Origin of the sequence: Bacillus licheniformis DSM 13 = ATCC 14580 (genome assembly GCF_000011645.1) — a bacterium.
GTDB classification, from domain to species: Bacteria; Bacillota; Bacilli; order Bacillales; family Bacillaceae; genus Bacillus; species Bacillus licheniformis.
On the sequence record NC_006270.3, the window covers coordinates 1,709,415 to 1,725,982 of the forward strand.

At 47.2% G+C, this 16,568-nt stretch carries 19 protein-coding genes and 1 other annotated feature; all 19 genes read left to right on the plus strand.

The features are described 5' to 3' along the window. Positions 1–19 precede the first annotated feature (19 nt). A complete protein-coding gene (gene spoIIGA, locus TRNA_RS30165; protein ID WP_009328548.1) occupies positions 20–949 on the plus strand; it encodes a sigma-E processing peptidase SpoIIGA in 930 nt (309 codons plus the stop codon). 59 nt (positions 950–1,008) lie between these two features. Next, positions 1,009–1,728, plus strand: coding sequence for an RNA polymerase sporulation sigma factor SigE (gene sigE, locus TRNA_RS30170; protein WP_003181573.1), 720 nt, complete (start codon positions 1,009–1,011; stop codon positions 1,726–1,728). A gap of 139 nt (positions 1,729–1,867) precedes the next feature. Beyond that, positions 1,868–2,647, plus strand: coding sequence for an RNA polymerase sporulation sigma factor SigG (sigG, locus tag TRNA_RS30175; protein WP_003181576.1), 780 nt, complete (start codon positions 1,868–1,870; stop codon positions 2,645–2,647). Between the two features lie 135 nt (positions 2,648–2,782). Then, positions 2,783–3,580 (plus strand): ABC transporter ATP-binding protein, encoded by a 798-nt coding sequence (locus TRNA_RS30180; RefSeq protein ID WP_009328547.1) that lies wholly within the window; start codon positions 2,783–2,785, stop codon positions 3,578–3,580. Positions 3,581–3,850: 270 nt separating this feature from the next. Next, on the plus strand, positions 3,851–4,060 hold the full coding sequence (locus tag TRNA_RS30185; protein ID WP_134972945.1) for a putative RNA methyltransferase: 210 nt from the start codon (positions 3,851–3,853) through the stop codon (positions 4,058–4,060). Continuing rightward, positions 4,054–4,725 (plus strand): methyltransferase domain-containing protein, encoded by a 672-nt coding sequence (locus TRNA_RS30190; RefSeq protein WP_003181583.1) that lies wholly within the window; start codon positions 4,054–4,056, stop codon positions 4,723–4,725. The genes TRNA_RS30185 and TRNA_RS30190 overlap by 7 nt, the downstream gene beginning before the upstream one ends. 84 nt (positions 4,726–4,809) lie before the next feature. After that, positions 4,810–5,043 carry a YlmC/YmxH family sporulation protein gene (locus TRNA_RS30195; protein ID WP_011197962.1) on the plus strand — a complete coding sequence of 78 codons (234 nt, stop codon included), beginning with the start codon at positions 4,810–4,812 and terminating at the stop codon, positions 5,041–5,043. Between the two features lie 223 nt (positions 5,044–5,266). Continuing rightward, positions 5,267–6,106, plus strand: a complete 840-nt coding sequence (pgeF, locus tag TRNA_RS30200; RefSeq protein ID WP_011197963.1) for a peptidoglycan editing factor PgeF — start codon at positions 5,267–5,269, stop codon at positions 6,104–6,106. A 7-nt stretch (positions 6,107–6,113) separates the two neighbouring features. Further along, positions 6,114–6,809: a YggS family pyridoxal phosphate-dependent enzyme gene (locus tag TRNA_RS30205; protein WP_003181591.1), complete on the plus strand. Its 696-nt coding sequence runs from the start codon at positions 6,114–6,116 to the stop codon at positions 6,807–6,809. Next, complete coding sequence (gene sepF / locus TRNA_RS30210; RefSeq protein WP_003181594.1) at positions 6,806–7,258, plus strand: cell division protein SepF; 453 nt, start codon at positions 6,806–6,808, stop codon at positions 7,256–7,258. Before TRNA_RS30205 ends, sepF begins: the two co-directional genes overlap by 4 nt. Positions 7,259–7,268: 10 nt before the next feature. Continuing rightward, the gene (locus TRNA_RS30215; RefSeq protein ID WP_025804499.1) at positions 7,269–7,535 is read left to right on the plus strand and encodes a YggT family protein; all 267 of its coding nucleotides are present in this window, start codon (positions 7,269–7,271) and stop codon (positions 7,533–7,535) included. A 135-nt stretch (positions 7,536–7,670) separates the two neighbouring features. Next, positions 7,671–8,447: an RNA-binding protein gene (locus TRNA_RS30220; protein WP_009328544.1), complete on the plus strand. Its 777-nt coding sequence runs from the start codon at positions 7,671–7,673 to the stop codon at positions 8,445–8,447. 95 nt (positions 8,448–8,542) lie between these two features. Beyond that, positions 8,543–9,037, plus strand: coding sequence for a DivIVA domain-containing protein (locus TRNA_RS30225; protein WP_003181601.1), 495 nt, complete (start codon positions 8,543–8,545; stop codon positions 9,035–9,037). Positions 9,038–9,099: 62 nt separating this feature from the next. Further along, positions 9,100–9,329 (plus strand) — a binding site (T-box leader). A gap of 51 nt (positions 9,330–9,380) precedes the next feature. After that, positions 9,381–12,149, plus strand: a complete 2,769-nt coding sequence (gene ileS / locus TRNA_RS30230) for an isoleucine--tRNA ligase (RefSeq protein ID WP_009328543.1) — start codon at positions 9,381–9,383, stop codon at positions 12,147–12,149. 260 nt (positions 12,150–12,409) lie between these two features. Further along, a complete protein-coding gene (locus TRNA_RS30235) occupies positions 12,410–12,775 on the plus strand; it encodes a hypothetical protein (protein ID WP_011197964.1) in 366 nt (121 codons plus the stop codon). A gap of 44 nt (positions 12,776–12,819) precedes the next feature. Beyond that, on the plus strand, positions 12,820–13,359 hold the full coding sequence (gene lspA, locus TRNA_RS30240; RefSeq protein ID WP_009328542.1) for a signal peptidase II: 540 nt from the start codon (positions 12,820–12,822) through the stop codon (positions 13,357–13,359). Between the two features lies 1 nt (position 13,360). Beyond that, positions 13,361–14,275 carry an RluA family pseudouridine synthase gene (locus TRNA_RS30245; protein ID WP_003181613.1) on the plus strand — a complete coding sequence of 305 codons (915 nt, stop codon included), beginning with the start codon at positions 13,361–13,363 and terminating at the stop codon, positions 14,273–14,275. A 177-nt stretch (positions 14,276–14,452) separates the two neighbouring features. Beyond that, on the plus strand, positions 14,453–15,001 hold the full coding sequence (pyrR, locus tag TRNA_RS30250) for a bifunctional pyr operon transcriptional regulator/uracil phosphoribosyltransferase PyrR (protein ID WP_003181615.1): 549 nt from the start codon (positions 14,453–14,455) through the stop codon (positions 14,999–15,001). 202 nt (positions 15,002–15,203) lie between these two features. Then, complete coding sequence (pyrP, locus tag TRNA_RS30255) at positions 15,204–16,508, plus strand: uracil permease PyrP (protein ID WP_003181617.1); 1,305 nt, start codon at positions 15,204–15,206, stop codon at positions 16,506–16,508. Positions 16,509–16,568: the final 60 nt, after the last annotated feature.

Below are 16,568 nucleotides of genomic sequence, written 5' to 3' on the forward strand. Positions count from 1 at the left end.
CCGCAGAAAGGGGAAGGATGTGGAAATCTATTTAGATGCGATATGGCTGTTAAACTTTTGTTTTGACTTGCTGCTTTTAATGATGACCGCATTTATTTTAAAGCGAAGGGTTAAAAAGCGGAGGCTGATCCTAGGGGCATTTGTCGCGTCAAGCATCGTTCTGTTTATGTTTACACCTTTTTCACCGTACGTCCTTCATCCTGCCGGCAAACTGTCGTTTTCGGTTGTGATCGTTCTTGTGGCATTTGGTTTTAAGCGGTTCCGGTTTTTTTTGCAGAATTTGTTTTCTTTTTATTTTGCCACTTTTTTAATGGGAGGAGGGATTATCGGAGCGCATTCTTTGCTTGAAACGGATTCGATCATGGAAAACGGCGTCTTTATGACGAATTGGTCCGGTTTTGGAGACCCCGTCAGCTGGCTGTTTGTCTGTGTGGGTTTTGCGGCTGTATGGCTGTTTTCAAAAAAGCGTTTTGAAGATGCTGAAGCGAAGAAAATTCAATACGAAGAACGCGTCCGCCTAGAGGCCTGCATTGGTGAACATACGCTTCATTTCACCGGATTGATTGACTCCGGAAACCAGCTCTACGATCCAATCACAAAAACGCCCGTCATGATCGTCAATATTGAAAAATTGAAAGTTGTATTGGGAGAAGAGGCAAGTGTGACCATCAAGGAAATGAGCCCGCTTGATGCCGTCGGGAAACTGGATGAAGCACTGCCGTATATCGGGCGGATCCGCCTGATTCCGTACCGCGGGGTCGGCCATCAGCATCAGTTTCTGCTCTGCTTAAAGCCGGATCATGTGCTCGTTTGTACGGAAAGAGAAGTGATTGAAGCGCCGAAATGCCTGATTGGCATCAGCACATCACCGCTTTCCGCTGACGGCGAATTTGACGCCATCGTCCATCCGAAAATGCTGGCCGGAAACCCGGTCAAACACGTTTCTTAAACTTGAAGTCTGTTACATTATCATACTCCTGAAGACGTTTATTTAGAAGGGGGAGGAAGATGAAAAAACTAAAATTAAGGTTAACCTATCTATGGTACAAACTTTTAATGAAACTGGGGCTGAAAAGCGACGAAATTTATTATATCGGCGGAAGCGAGGCGCTTCCCCCGCCATTGTCAAAAGATGAAGAGCAGGTGCTTCTCCATAAGCTGCCTGACGGTGATCAGGCGGCACGAGCGATTTTGATTGAACGAAATCTCAGACTGGTCGTGTACATCGCGAGAAAATTTGAAAATACAGGAATCAATATCGAGGATTTAATCTCCATCGGCACGATCGGGCTCATCAAAGCGGTGAATACGTTTAATCCCGAGAAAAAAATCAAACTGGCTACATATGCTTCCAGATGCATTGAAAATGAAATTTTGATGTATTTAAGAAGAAACAATAAAATCCGTTCAGAGGTATCATTCGACGAACCGCTGAACATCGATTGGGACGGAAATGAGCTGCTTCTCTCAGATGTGCTCGGAACAGAAAACGACATTATTACAAAAGACATCGAAGCAAACGTTGACAAGAAGCTGCTGAAAAAAGCGCTTGAACAGCTCAATGACAGAGAAAAACAGATCATGGAGCTCCGTTTCGGGCTTGTCGGAGGGGAAGAAAAAACACAAAAAGACGTTGCCGATATGCTCGGGATCTCCCAGTCATATATTTCCCGACTTGAAAAAAGAATTATTAAAAGGCTCCGAAAAGAATTCAACAAGATGGTTTAATTTTTTTATGAAATTTGAAGCATTGACAGTCAAGGGTTTTCGGCTCGATCTTCTTATTTTTGGAAATTAACGATGCATATTTTTCCCACCCGAGGAGATACTGAACTTTGTACAGCAGCTCCTGTAGGGAGGGAAAAAAGTGTCGAGGAATAAAGTTGAAATCTGCGGGGTTGATACATCAAAACTGCCCGTACTGAAGAACGAAGAGATGAGAAAGTTATTCAAGCAAATGCAGGATGAAGGAGACACAACAGCGAGAGAAAAGCTTGTTAACGGCAATTTGCGCCTTGTCTTAAGCGTCATTCAAAGGTTTAACAACAGAGGAGAATATGTTGATGACTTATTCCAAGTCGGCTGCATCGGACTAATGAAATCAATTGATAATTTTGACCTGAGCCACAATGTTAAGTTTTCAACATATGCTGTACCAATGATCATCGGAGAAATCCGCAGATATTTGCGCGATAACAACCCGATCCGCGTCTCACGGTCACTCAGGGATATCGCGTACAAGGCGCTGCAAGTGAGAGAACGGCTGATCAGTGAGACAAGCAGGGAGCCGACTGCTCAGGAGATCGCTAAAGAGCTTGAAGTGTCCCATGAAGAAATCGTTTTTGCGCTTGACGCCATTCAAGATCCTGTATCTTTGTTTGAGCCGATTTACAATGACGGAGGAGATCCGATTTATGTCATGGATCAAATCAGCGATGAGCGCAACAAGGATTCGCAATGGATCGAAGAGCTCGCCTTAAAAGAAGGCATGAGACGGCTGAATGAACGGGAAAAAATGATCCTCAGAAAACGCTTCTTCCAAGGCAAGACGCAAATGGAAGTCGCTGATGAGATCGGAATCTCCCAAGCCCAGGTCTCAAGGCTGGAAAAAGCCGCCATTAAACAAATGAATAAGAACATTCACTAAGCCGCAGTCAATCTGCGGCTTTTCACATGCTAAAAATGGAAAATCTCTCATTCACTTTATTAAATATATAAGCTATAATAAAAGAATTATATTTTAATTTATCAGAATATTTACATAAAAAAAGGGGGATTTTAAGTGGTTCTGCAGCTTGAGCATGCTTCACTAAAACGAAACGGAGAGTGGATATTAAAGGATATTGATTGGACGGTGGAAAAGGGGGAGCACTGGGCGTTATACGGATTGAACGGAGCCGGCAAAACCGCACTGCTCAATATGCTGTGCGCTTATTATTTTCCGACAATAGGAAAAGTCACCGTGTTAGGGCGCGAATTCGGAAAAACGGAGCTTGGCGAGAAGCTTCGGCGAAAAATCGGCCTTGTTTCAGCCGCCCTGCAGCAGAAGCTTTATCCTGAAGACAGTGCATTTGAAATTGTTTTAAGCGGCGCCTTCGCTTCGATCGGCCTTTATGAATCGCCTTCACAGTCTGTCAGAGAGAAAGCGGTCGCCCTCTTGGAGGAATTCGGCTCCATCCGCTATGCGGACAGGAGATATGAAACGCTCTCCCAGGGAGAAAAGCAAAAGGTGCTGATCGCAAGGGCCTTGATGGCCGATCCTGAGCTGCTGATTCTCGACGAACCTGTCACCGGTCTAGATTTTATCGCGAGGGAGCAGGTGCTGGATACGGTTGAACAAATTGCCAAGAAAGACAGTGCGCCGTCCATGCTTTACGTTACTCACCATGCAGAAGAAATTCTCCCCGCTTTCAGCCAAACCCTGCTGTTAAAAAAAGGGGAAGTGTTTGCGTTGGGAAAGACAAGAGAGATGATGTCCGGCGAGGTTCTGTCCGAATTTTTCGATATGCCCGTCCAGGCGGTATGGACGGAAGATCGGCCGTACTTGTCCAAGAAAAAAACTGCAAACCTCAATGTTTAAAGCTTCGGATGTGTTTGGGAGCCTCCTTCTATTATGGAGGCTCTTTTTCAGCTTTCATCATCTTAAAGAAGCTGGTAAGATAATAAAGAACGTCATGTTTTAGGGGAGTTCATCATTATGATCATTCAATTCATTCGCTACAGATAATGAAAGGTATAGACAAACGCTTAGCCCATCCACACCTATGGCTTTAAAAATGCCGAAGGAGCGGGTTTATTTGTCTATGCCTTTTTCATTGATCTAAATACGAATGAATGAGGTGTAACAATGATGAATAAAAAATTAAAAAGAGCAGCGCTTATGAAGGAGCATGAAACGATGTTTCAGTGCCCGCTATGCGCCGCGAACATGGCGATCAGCGAGTTAAAAAGCCTTATATGTTCAAACAGACATACGTTTGATATCGCAAAAGGAGGGTATGTCAATGTCGCGACGCATTCTCCTTCCGTTAAGATTTATTTGAAGCCAGAAGAATGTTAGCAGCCGCCGGCTTTTTTGAACCGATGAGAGGCGCGTTGACAGACCGTCTTAAACAAGCCGGCCTGCCGTTTTGCAATTTTGTCAGGATCCTCGATGCCGGCTGCGGGGAAGGTTCGCATTTGACGCGAATCGCTGAAACGCTAGAAGCGCGTTTCGGAACGCCTGTCCTTGGAGTCGGGCTGGATTTGGCGAAAGCCGGGATTGTATCGGCGGCTAAGCAAGAAAGAGAGGCGATCTGGTGTGTCGCCGATCTGGCTGCCGCACCGTTTCGGAATCGTTCATTCGACGCGATCCTCAATATATTGTCGCCTTCTAATTACGCGGAATTCGAGCGGCTGTTATCGGATGACGGCATCGTTTTGAAAGTGATTCCGAGAAGCGGCCATCTGAAAGAACTGAGGAGATTTTTGTACGACGGCTCGGACAAACAAGCCTATACGAGCGAGGATACGGCTGAGCGCTTCGCGTCTCATTTTGATCTGATCGACAGAACGGAGATCGCCTACAGCAAACGTTTAGACCGAATCCAGCTCCCGCCGCTCATCAAGATGACGCCTTTATCATGGCGCGCGCAAAAGGAGCGGATCAATGCCTTTCTAAAGAAGGAATCCGCTGTTATGACCGTCCATCTCGATATTTTAGCCGGCAGGAAAAAAACGAAATAAACCACTGAAAAGGCAGTCTAAATAAAGGACTGCCTTTCATATAATCTTAAAAGGACATTTGATCAGAGGAGGCGTGCGGTGGACATGATGAATATTTCTGATTTCCAGATAAAAGATGTCGTTAACGTATCAAACGGAAAAAAGCTCGGCAGCATCGGCGATATCGATATAAATGTAACGACAGGCAAAATACAGGCGATCGTCATCGGAGGAACGGGGAAAGTTTTCGGATTTTTCGGAAAAGAAGAGGAAATCGTCATTCCGTGGCGAAATATTGTTAAAATTGGAGAAGATGTGATTCTTGTGCGTTTAAGCTGATCTAGCACAATCAGATGCTGCCTGATCAATCGGCGGACCTTTATCCGCCTGCTTTTTTCAAAATGTTGTGAACGATGAGAACGTCTGCAAAAGCAGGGATAAATGTTGCAAACAATACATTTCGTTTAGTTTTTTGAAACGAAACTAAACGAATGCATCAAGATGTGTTAAAATAGGAGCGATATGATGAAAGACTACGATGTTTGTCGAAAGGCTGATCACCATGAATACATATAACCCCTTTCGTCTTGATGCTCCGTCAATGCTTTTGATTGAGGAATGGAATCAGACGGCGGAAACCGGCGGAGCCGTCACAGCCGGATTTACGACAAAAAACGGCGGAGAAAGCGAACCGCCTTTTCACTCATTGAATACAGGGCTGCACGTTCAGGATCATGAACAGCATGTCATCAATAACAGAAAAAAGGTTGCCGACATCCTAAAAACAGATCTGCACGACTGGGTATTTGCTGATCAGACGCATGAAGACCGGATTCATAAAGTGACGGATGGCGATCGCGCCAGCGGCGCTTTCCGATACGATACGGCGCTGAAGGCTACGGACGGACTTTATACAGACAGGCCAAACCTGTTTTTGGCGCTTTGCTTTGCCGACTGCGTTCCCGTTTATTTTTACGATCCGGTCCGCTCGCTGGTCGGCATCGCTCACGCGGGCTGGAAAGGCACCGCACTTGGGATCGCCGCCAGCATGGTTGACATGTGGATCAGGCGGGAAGGGTCGAATCCCGCAGACATCCGTGCCGTGATCGGGCCTGCGATCGGTTCGTGCTGCTACACTGTCGACGATCATGTAATAGACAAAATCAGAAATCTTCCTCTTCAGCAAGAAGACAAAGCCTTTTTGACGATAAAAGAAGGGGAGTACCGTCTCGAATTAAAAGAAGTGAACAGGCAGCTGCTTGTACACGCCGGAATTCCAAACGGCCAGATCGAAGTGAGTTCCCTTTGTACGAGCTGCGAGCGTTCACTGTTTTTCTCCCATCGGAGAGACCGGGGAAAAACCGGACGGATGATGTCCTTCATCGGATTAAAGGAGGTATAGCTTACAGGTGGATGTAAAAAGCAATTTACGACATATAAATGACAGGATCAACGAAGCGTGTATCAAAGCGGGCAGAACGCCCGACGAAATATCCGTCATCGCTGTCACGAAATATGTTTCCCCGGAACGGGCGCAGGCAGCGCTGGATGCAGGAATCAGGCATTTGGGTGAAAACCGTGATACCGGGCTGCTTCACAAGCTCGACGTTCTGAAAGACAGCGAACCGGTATGGCATTTTATCGGAACCCTGCAGACGAGAAAGGTAAAAGCAATCATCGATCATGTCTCATATATCCATTCTTTAGACAGGCTTTCACTGGCCGATGAAATTCAAAAGAGGGCAAAAAAACCGATTGACTGTTTTGTCCAGGTCAACACATCCCTTGAACCTTCAAAACACGGCATGGCAAAAGAAGAAGTTCTTCCTTTTGTAAAAAAACTGTCTGGATACGAAAACATTCGGATCGCGGGATTAATGACGATGGCTCCTTTTACGGATGATGAGAAGGCAATCAGAAGCTGTTTTCGCTTGCTGAGAGAGCTGCGCGACGAGGTGCGGGGCCTTGATCAATGGAACGCTCCGTGCAGCGAGCTTTCGATGGGTATGTCTAACGACTATGCGATCGCAGTCGAGGAAGGCGCGACATTCGTCAGAATCGGATCTTCCTTAGTCGGAAATGAAACTGGAGGTGGACAATCATGAGTTTGAAAAACAAATTTAAAAACTTTTTTTCCTTGGATGATGAGGAATACGAATACGAGTATATTGAAACAGACAGGGAGGAAATCCCTGAAGAGCATGAATCAAAAGACAGAACCGCCTACCAGTCTAAAGCGGCTGGGAAGCAGAATGTCGTAAGTTTGCAAAGCGTTCAGAAATCTTCTAAAGTAGTGTTAAGTGAGCCTCGGGTGTACGCGGAAGCCCAGGAAATCGCAGACCATATCAAAAACCGACGCGCCGTCGTCGTGAACCTGCAGCGCATCCAGCACGATCAGGCGAAAAGAATCGTTGATTTCTTGAGCGGAACTGTATATGCTCTCGGCGGCGATATTCAGCGGATCGGAGCGGACATCTTTTTATGCACGCCTGAGAACGTCGATGTTTCCGGCACGATTTCCGAGCTCATAGAAGAAGAACATCAGAGGTGGTAAATCGCAGATGATCCTACTTTATCAAATTTTAAGCACGCTTTTAACCGTCTATTCTTTTGCGCTCATTATTTACATTTTTATGTCTTGGGTGCCTAATGCAAGGGAATCTTCATTCGGCCGGGTGCTTGCTTCACTTTGCGAGCCTTATCTCGAACCGTTCAGAAGGATCATTCCTCCGCTCGGGATGATTGATATTTCTCCGATTGTGGCGATTTTCGTCCTGAAATTCGCAGATGCAGGGCTTCTTGCGGTTTTCAGAATGCTCGGCGCTTTTTAATTGAGATCATGCCGATTTCCCGTAAGGACTTGCCGGCGGCAGCGGCGCCGCTTTTCATGAGTGTGCCTTCAATCTTTGCGGGCCGAGTATCGGGCTTGGCTGTAGCCAGGCCTCTTTACATAGAAAGGAAAGACAATGAGCGATATTTACCAGCATTTCAGAAAAGACGAAGAGCCGTTTATCGACCAGGCTCTTGAGTGGAAAAGAATCGTAGCGGAACAGTACCGGATGAAGCTGACCGATTTTTTGGATCCGCGGGAACAGGTGATCCTGCAGTCTGTCATCGGTCAGTCGGACGAAGTGAGGCTTGAATTTTTCGGGGGGTTCCCTGAGGCTGAACGAAAGCGGGCTGTGCTGTTCCCCGAATATGCCGAGCCGTCTGCCGAAGATTTTCAGCTTCAAGCCTGGGAAGTCATCTACCCGCAAAAATTTGCCTCCATCGAGCATCGCGAGCTTCTCGGCTCATTGATGGGCATCGGATTGAAGCGCCAAAAGTTCGGCGATCTGATCTTTTCGGACGGAACATGGCAGTTTATCTGTTCGGAAGAAGTCGCTGATTTTGTTTTCACCCAGCTGACACAAATCGGCAAGGTGAAAGTTTCCCTTGAAAAAATTCCGCTTTCAAAGCTTAAAGTACCGGAGCAGGATGTCGAAATAAGGGATGATACGGTTTCATCTTTGAGGCTTGATGCGATTTGCTCGGCAATGAGCAGGCAATCCCGGCAGAAAGCACAGGTTCTTGTGAAAAACGGCCTCGTGAAAGTGAACTGGAAAGTCATCGAAGACCCTTCATATGCACTGGCTGAAGGGGATATGGTTTCGATCCGGGGATTTGGCCGCTTCAGAATGAAAAACATTGACGGCAAAACGAAGAAGGGCAAATGGAGATTGACGTTTGAAAAACAAAAATGACGCGTTTTAACAGTTTTTTCTCCGCCCGGTCGAATTTTGCTTTATAATGTTGACTAGGACAAGTGTACATAAAGAAAAAAATGGAGGTGGGCAGCATGCCTTTGACGCCAAATGACATTCATAATAAAACATTTACGAAAGCGTTCCGCGGCTATGATGAAGATGAAGTGAACGAATTCCTGGCCCAGGTGAGGAAGGATTATGAGATCATTCTGCGCAAAAAAAATGAGCTTGAAACAAAGGTGAACGAGCTTGACGAGCGTCTCGGCCATTTTTCGACCATCGAAGAGACGTTGAATAAATCGATCCTTGTCGCACAGGAAGCGGCAGAAGACGTAAAGCGCAATTCCGAGAAAGAAGCGAAGCTCATCATCCGTGAAGCTGAGAAAAACGCTGATCGGATCATTAATGAGTCTCTTTCAAAATCGAGAAAGATCGCGATGGAAATCGAAGAGCTGAAAAAGCAGTCAAAAGTGTTCAGAACCCGTTTCCAAATGCTGATCGAAGCGCAGCTTGACCTGTTGAAAAACGATGACTGGGATCATTTGCTTGAATACGAAGTAGACGCAGTAATGGATGAAAAGGAATAGATTTTCGTTTGCAATCTTGACATACCGTCATCTGTTCGCATATAATACGTTCATAAATTGAGTGAAAAACGTTTGAGAGGGACAGACATTGATTCCTGAAAACAATGAAAGCGACCCGGGGGCGGTGTAAGCCCGGGATTGTTGGAATCGTTGTGTATCAGCCCTCAAGTTTCCTTTCTGAACCGTCCAGTAGGAAAGGACGTCCCATCACGTTACGATGTTTGAGCGGATAAGCCGAATCGGCTTGTCTAAAAGGGTGGTACCGCGAGATCAAAGCCTTCTCGTCCCTTATGGGATGAAAAGGCTTTTTTTGTTTTAGAAAAGATGTTTTGGAGGAATGGTAATGGATTATAAAGACACGCTCTTAATGCCGAAAACAGATTTTCCGATGAGAGGAAACCTGCCGAACCGCGAACCTGAAATCCAGGGGAAATGGGAGGATATGGACATTTACAGCCTCGTTCAGAAACGTACCGAAGGCCGGCCGATGTTCGTGCTTCATGACGGACCGCCGTATGCGAACGGCGATATTCATATGGGGCATGCGCTTAACAAAGTACTGAAGGATTTCATCGTCCGTTCGAGATCGATGAGCGGCTATCATGCGCCGTACGTTCCGGGCTGGGACACACACGGCCTGCCGATTGAAACAGCGCTCACGAAGAACAAAAAAGTGAAGCGCAAAGAAATGACAGTTGCCGAATTCCGCAAACTTTGCGAAGAATATGCATGGCAGCAAATCGAAGGCCAAAAAGCGCAATTTAAGCGGCTCGGTGTCAGAGGAGATTGGGAAAATCCATACGTGACGCTTAAGCCTGAGTTTGAAGCGCAGCAAATTAAAGTATTCGGCGAAATGGCGAAAAAAGGCTATATTTACAAAGGGAAGAAGCCGGTTTACTGGTCTCCTTCAAGTGAGTCTGCTCTGGCTGAAGCGGAAATCGAGTACCATGATAAACGCTCTCCGTCTATCTATGTTGCATTTGATGTAAAGGATGGAAAAGGCGTATTAACAAACGGCGAAAAGATTGTCATCTGGACGACAACGCCGTGGACAATCCCGGCCAACCTCGGCATCGCCGTACATCCTGAACTGGAGTACAGCGTCGTTGCTGCCGGCGGCGCGCGCTACGTGATGGCAAGCGCATTGATTGAAAGCGTGGCAAAAGCGATCGGCTTTGAAGATCATGAAGTCGTTCAGACTGTTAAAGGTAAAGATTTGGAACATATCGTCGCAGTTCATCCTCTATACGGCAGAGATTCGCTTGTGATGCTCGGCGAACACGTAACAACAGATGCCGGTACAGGCTGCGTTCATACCGCTCCAGGACACGGGGAAGACGACTTTATCATCGGTCAAAAATACGGGCTTGACGTGCTTTGTCCGGTTGATGAAAAAGGACATATGACGAGCGAAGCCCCTGGTTTTGAAGGACTGTTTTACGATCAGGCCAACAAGCCGATTACAGAACAGCTCGAAGAAAAAGGCGCTTTGCTGAAGCTTGATTTCATCACTCACTCCTATCCGCACGACTGGAGAACGAAAAAACCGACTATTTTCCGTGCAACCGCCCAATGGTTCGCTTCCATCAAAGACTTTAGAGACGAGCTTCTTGAAGCGGTTAAAAAAACTAAATGGGTGCCTGAATGGGGCGAGACACGCCTCTACAATATGATCCGCGACCGCGGCGACTGGTGTATTTCAAGACAGCGCGCATGGGGCGTGCCGATTCCGGTATTTTATGCGGAAAACGGGGAGCCGATCATCACGGACGAAACGATCAACCACGTTTCTGAACTATTCAGGGAGCACGGTTCGAACATTTGGTTTGAAAAAGAAGCGAATGAACTGCTTCCGGAAGGCTTTACTCACCCTGGAAGCCCGAACGGCAAGTTTACAAAAGAGCAGGACATCATGGACGTCTGGTTTGATTCAGGTTCGTCTCATCAGGCCGTACTGGAAGAGCGCGAAGATCTTGTAAGACCTGCCGACTTGTATCTGGAAGGATCTGACCAATACCGCGGCTGGTTTAACTCATCGATTTCGACAGCGGTTGCCGTAACAGGCAAAGCACCTTATAAAGGCGTGCTTTCGCACGGTTTTGCTCTTGACGGAGAAGGCCGCAAAATGAGTAAATCACTCGGCAATGTCGTTGTTCCTGCAAAAATCATGAACCAGTTCGGGGCAGATATTTTAAGGCTGTGGGTTGCGTCTGTCGACTATCAGGCAGATGTCCGCGTGTCTGACGCGATCTTAAAGCAAGTCGCAGAAGTGTACCGGAAGATCCGCAACACGTTCCGCTTCCTTCACGGAAACATTGCTGATTTTGACCCGGCGAAAGATGCAATCGCTGTGGAAGATCTGAGAGAAGTCGATCAGTACATTTTGATCAAACTGAACAGCCTCATTGAAAAAGTCAAAAAAGCGTATGAAGAATACGATTTTGCGGTCATTTACCATGCTGTCCACAACTTCTGTGCGATCGAGCTCAGCTCATTCTATATGGACTTTGCTAAAGACGTCGTTTATATTGAACACGCCGATCATAAAGACCGCCGCAGCATGCAGACCGTTTTTTACGAAACGCTGCTTGCGCTTGTCAAGCTGATCGCGCCGATTCTGCCGCATACTGCGGACGAAATGTGGAGCCACTTCACATTCGTATCGGAAAAAAGCGTGCAGCTTACAGATATGCCGGAAACAAGAGACATTCCGAATGCAAAAGAGACGGAAGAGAAGTTCGACAGCTTCATGAAGCTGCGCGACGATGTTCTTAAAGCGCTTGAAACAGCACGGAATGAAAAGATCATCGGAAAATCTTCGGTTGCCAGCTTGACGCTGTATCCGAATGAAGAAGCTAAAGCGCTGCTTTCTTCAATCAAGGAAGACGTCAAACAGCTGTTCATCGTGTCGGAGCTTGCCATCGGCGGAACGGAAGCCGATGCGCCTGAGGATGCGCAGTCGTTTGAAACAGGAAAAATCGTCGTTGCTCAGGCAGAAGGCGAGACTTGCGAGCGGTGCCGCATGGTTTCCAAAGAAATCGGCGAGGATCCCGATCATCCGGAACTCTGCCCTCGCTGTGCTGGAATTGTGAAGACGTATTATCAAAATTAACCATGAAGCGGTTCGGAGTTTTTCCGAACCGCTTTTAGCATGCCGCCAAACCTTATCATTTGCTGTCATGCCTGCTAAGTAAATAAAAAGGATCGGCAGCTAACCTGCTTGAACGCCGCCGCCACATCCTGTGAAAGTCCGCAGTAAGGATGCCATTGCTGACATCGTTTTGTACGTCAGGAAAAATCTTTTGGGCTTGGATACCGGCATTGTCGGTAACACTAAGGTCACAAACGATAAGAGCAGGAGTTGATGTAGGCGTGAACGAGCAGCTGGCGGCAATTCATACCGAACTTCTTCAAATGAAGGAAGAGTTGGAAGCAAGGCTTTTTGAATACTCCTTTTTTCAGCAGGATTCTCAGGGCATCAGTTCGTATCAGCAGGCAACACTTATGTATCATGTAAAAGAAGAGCTTCAGGACGTGCTTTTGGCCCTTTCAAAAATCGAAAACGGAACATACGGCATTTGCGAAGAAACAAATCAGGCTATTCCGCTGGCAAAGATGACTATTCTGCCGACGGCGCGCACTGCGAACGATTTTTTATATCATGCCCAATTTGAAAAAAAGACGCTTCCTATTTGGGCTGAGACGGATGAAACGTTCAACCGGGCGCTCTACTCATAACATTCTGCAAGAGGGGAGGGCATTTGCCCTCTTGCAGGATGTCAATGAATATTCCTTTACTCCTTTTCTTTTTCTTGTTAAAATGCTTAAATGAAGAGAAACAGAAACTGGAGGAACGGTTTGTGCCTTATTACATAATTGCGCTGCTCATTATCGGTATCGATCAATTTACAAAATGGCTGGTCGTCAGCAAAATGGAGTACGGTGAAAGCATCCCCGTCATCGATGGCTTCTTTCAGATTACGTCGCACAGGAATACAGGTGCGGCATGGGGCATTTTGGCCGGGCAGATGTGGTTTTTTTACATCATTACGACGGTGGTGATCATCGGCATTGTATACTACATTCAAAAACATGCAAAAGGACAAATCCTGCTCGGAATCGCTCTCGGTTTGATGCTTGGCGGTGCTGTCGGCAATTTCATCGACCGCGTGTTCAGACAAGAAGTTGTCGATTTTATCCACGTGACGATCGTCAATTATCACTATCCGATTTTCAACATTGCCGATTCATCTTTATGTATCGGAGTCCTGCTCTTATTTATACAAATGCTGTTAGACGGAAAGAAGAAGAAGGAGCTGTAACATGGAGCATTATGATATGACCGTTCATGAAGAACATAAAGGTGAACGGATTGACAAGTACTTGACCGCAGTTGAAGCGGATTGGTCGCGGACTCAAGTACAGCAGTGGATTAAAGAAGACCGTGTGCTGGTTAACGGAAATGCGGTGAAAGCCAATTATAAAGTTCAGGAAGGGGATGCGGTGTCAGTCCAGGTTCCCGAACCGGAACCGCTGGATGTCACGGCTGAACCGATGGATCTTGATATTTATTATGAGGACCAGGACGTACTGGTCGTCAACAAGCCGCGGGGAATGGTCGTTCATCCGGCTCCCGGCCATTTGACAGGGACGCTAGTCAATGGTTTGATGGCGCATTGTGACGACCTGTCAGGCATCAACGGCGTGATGAGACCGGGGATCGTCCACCGGATTGATAAGGACACTTCAGGCCTGTTGATGGTTGCCAAAAACGACATGGCGCATGAGTCGCTCGTGAACCAGCTTGTCAACAAAACAGTAACGAGAAAATACACCGCGCTCGTCCACGGCGTCATCCCGCATGACCACGGGACGATCGACGCGCCGATCGGCAGGGATAAAAAAGACAGGCAGAGTATGACGGTTACAAGGGAAAACGGAAAGCATGCCGTCACTCATTTTGAAGTAATCGAACGGTTCGACGATTTTACTGTCGTTGAATGCCAGCTTGAAACGGGGAGAACCCATCAAATTCGCGTGCATATGAAATATATCGGCTTTCCTCTCGCGGGAGATCCGAAATACGGACCGAAAAAGACGGTCGATTTCAACGGCCAGGTGCTGCATGCGGGCGTATTGGGGTTTGACCATCCGCGTACGGGAGAATATGTTGAATTTGAGGCGCCTCTGCCTGACGACATGAAAAACCTCCTCGACAAAATTCGAAATAAACGTTGACAGACGTTTTCTTTTTTGAAATAATAAATGCAGTTAAATCAGATTCTTTAACACAGTCCAGAGAGGCTGAGAAGGATACCGGACAAGCGAATCAATGAATTCGTTTAAAGACCCCTCTCTGCCTTTATGCAGAAGGGGTTTTTGTTTTATCCTTTAAAAGATGCGAGGTGTTTGGCCATGCAAGAGCAGGAAAAGGCTGTTGTGCTTGACGAACAGGCGATCAGAAGGGCGCTGACAAGAATCGCCCACGAAATGATTGAACGAAACAAAGGAATGAACAACTGTATCCTTGTCGGAATCAAAACGAGAGGCATCTATCTGGCCAAACGGCTTGCCGAACGGATTGAGCAAATCGAAGGAAACAAAGTCACCGTAGGAGAGCTGGACATCACCCTTTACCGGGATGATCTCTCCAAAAAAACGTCCAATAAAGAGCCGCTTGTCAAAGGAGCGGACATTCCGGCGGACATCACCGATCAAAAGGTGATCCTCGTCGATGACGTGCTTTACACGGGACGGACGGTCAGAGCGGCCATGGATGCGCTCGTCGATGTCGGGCGGCCTTCATCCATCCAGCTTGCGGTGCTTGTCGACCGCGGCCACAGAGAGCTGCCGATCAGAGCCGACTTTATCGGGAAAAACATCCCGACGTCGAAAACCGAAAAGGTCATGGTTCAATTGGAGGAAGTTGACGGACGCGACCTTGCGGCGATTTATAAAAAGTGAATGATAATCCTATAATCCTTTTTTAAATGCATTCCAGTGAGTTTGCAAAGAGGGATGGAACGAAAGAAAGCCGCCTTACCGTGCGGCGGTCTTTGTCTGCCTCTTTGCGCAATTTAAGCAAAGAGGCTTTTTTAATGGGCATAATTCATTTCAGGATATGAAGACATCATAGACAGTGAGTCGATCATCAGGAGGAAAAAATATGAGTCAGAAAAAAGTGAACCTTGGTGTCAGAGAAGTACCAAAACCTTTGAATTGGATATCTTTCAGCCTGCAGCATCTGTTTGCCATGTTCGGAGCGACGATCCTTGTGCCGAAGCTTGTAGGCTTAAGCCCGGGCGTGGCCCTCATTACAAGCGGGCTTGGAACGCTTGCGTATCTCTTGATTACAAAAGGACAGATCCCGGCTTACTTAGGTTCATCCTTTGCATTTATTGCCCCGATTATCGCGGCAAAAGCCGCCGGAGGCCCTGGCGCGGCCATGATCGGCGCATTTATGGCAGGCATCGCCTACGGGCTGATCGCCCTTCTCATCCAGCAGCTTGGAACGGACTGGCTGATGAGGCTTCTGCCGCCTGTTGTCGTCGGTCCGGTCATTATCGTCATCGGACTCGGGCTGGCAAGCACGGCTGTCAATATGGCCATGTATGAAGATTCGGGAGCAAAAGTGCTCGTCTACAGCGCCAAGCATTTTGGCGTCGCAGGATTCACACTCGCGCTCACCATAATCTGCGCGATTTTCTTGAGAGGATTTTTCAGCCTGATTCCTGTCTTGATCGGAATTATCGGCGGATACTTGTTCGCCCTGACCCAGGGAATCGTCGACTTCCAGATGGTTCTTGACGCCAAATGGTTTGCTGTTCCGGACTTCGTGCTTCCGTTTGTCGACTATACGCCGAGCGCGGCGGCTGTCGGAATCGGAATCGCCATGGTGCCCGTCGCTTTCGTGACAATGTCAGAACATATCGGACACCAAATGGTATTAAGCAAGGTCGTCGGCCAGGATTTTATTAAGAAGCCCGGGCTTCACCGCTCGATTTTCGGCGACAGCGTCGCAACGATGCTTGCATCATGCATCGGCGGACCCCCGACAACGACTTACGGAGAAAACATCGGCGTACTCGCCATCACAAGAGTATTCAGCGTATTTGTCATCGGCGGAGCGGCTGTCATTGCACTGTGCTTCGGATTTATCGGCAAAATTTCGGCCCTGATCAGCTCTGTCCCTTCCGCAGTCATGGGAGGCGTTTCCTTCCTGCTGTTCGGTATCATCGCATCCAGCGGACTGCGCATGCTGATCGATAATAAAATTGACTTGGAAAACAAGCGAAACCTGATCATCTCATCCGTCATTCTCGTCATCGGAGTGGGCGGCGCATTTATCAAGATCTCAGGGTTTGAGCTGTCAAGCATGGCGCTTGCGGCGATCGTCGGAGTGGTTTTAAACCTTGTCCTGCCTGAATCAAAGGGAGATCAGGACGGAATTGAAATAGAAGAGCATATTTAAAAACCTTTTAAATGAAGTCCAGAGAGGCTTGAAAGGGTTGCGGAGAGAGAAGTGCAAAAA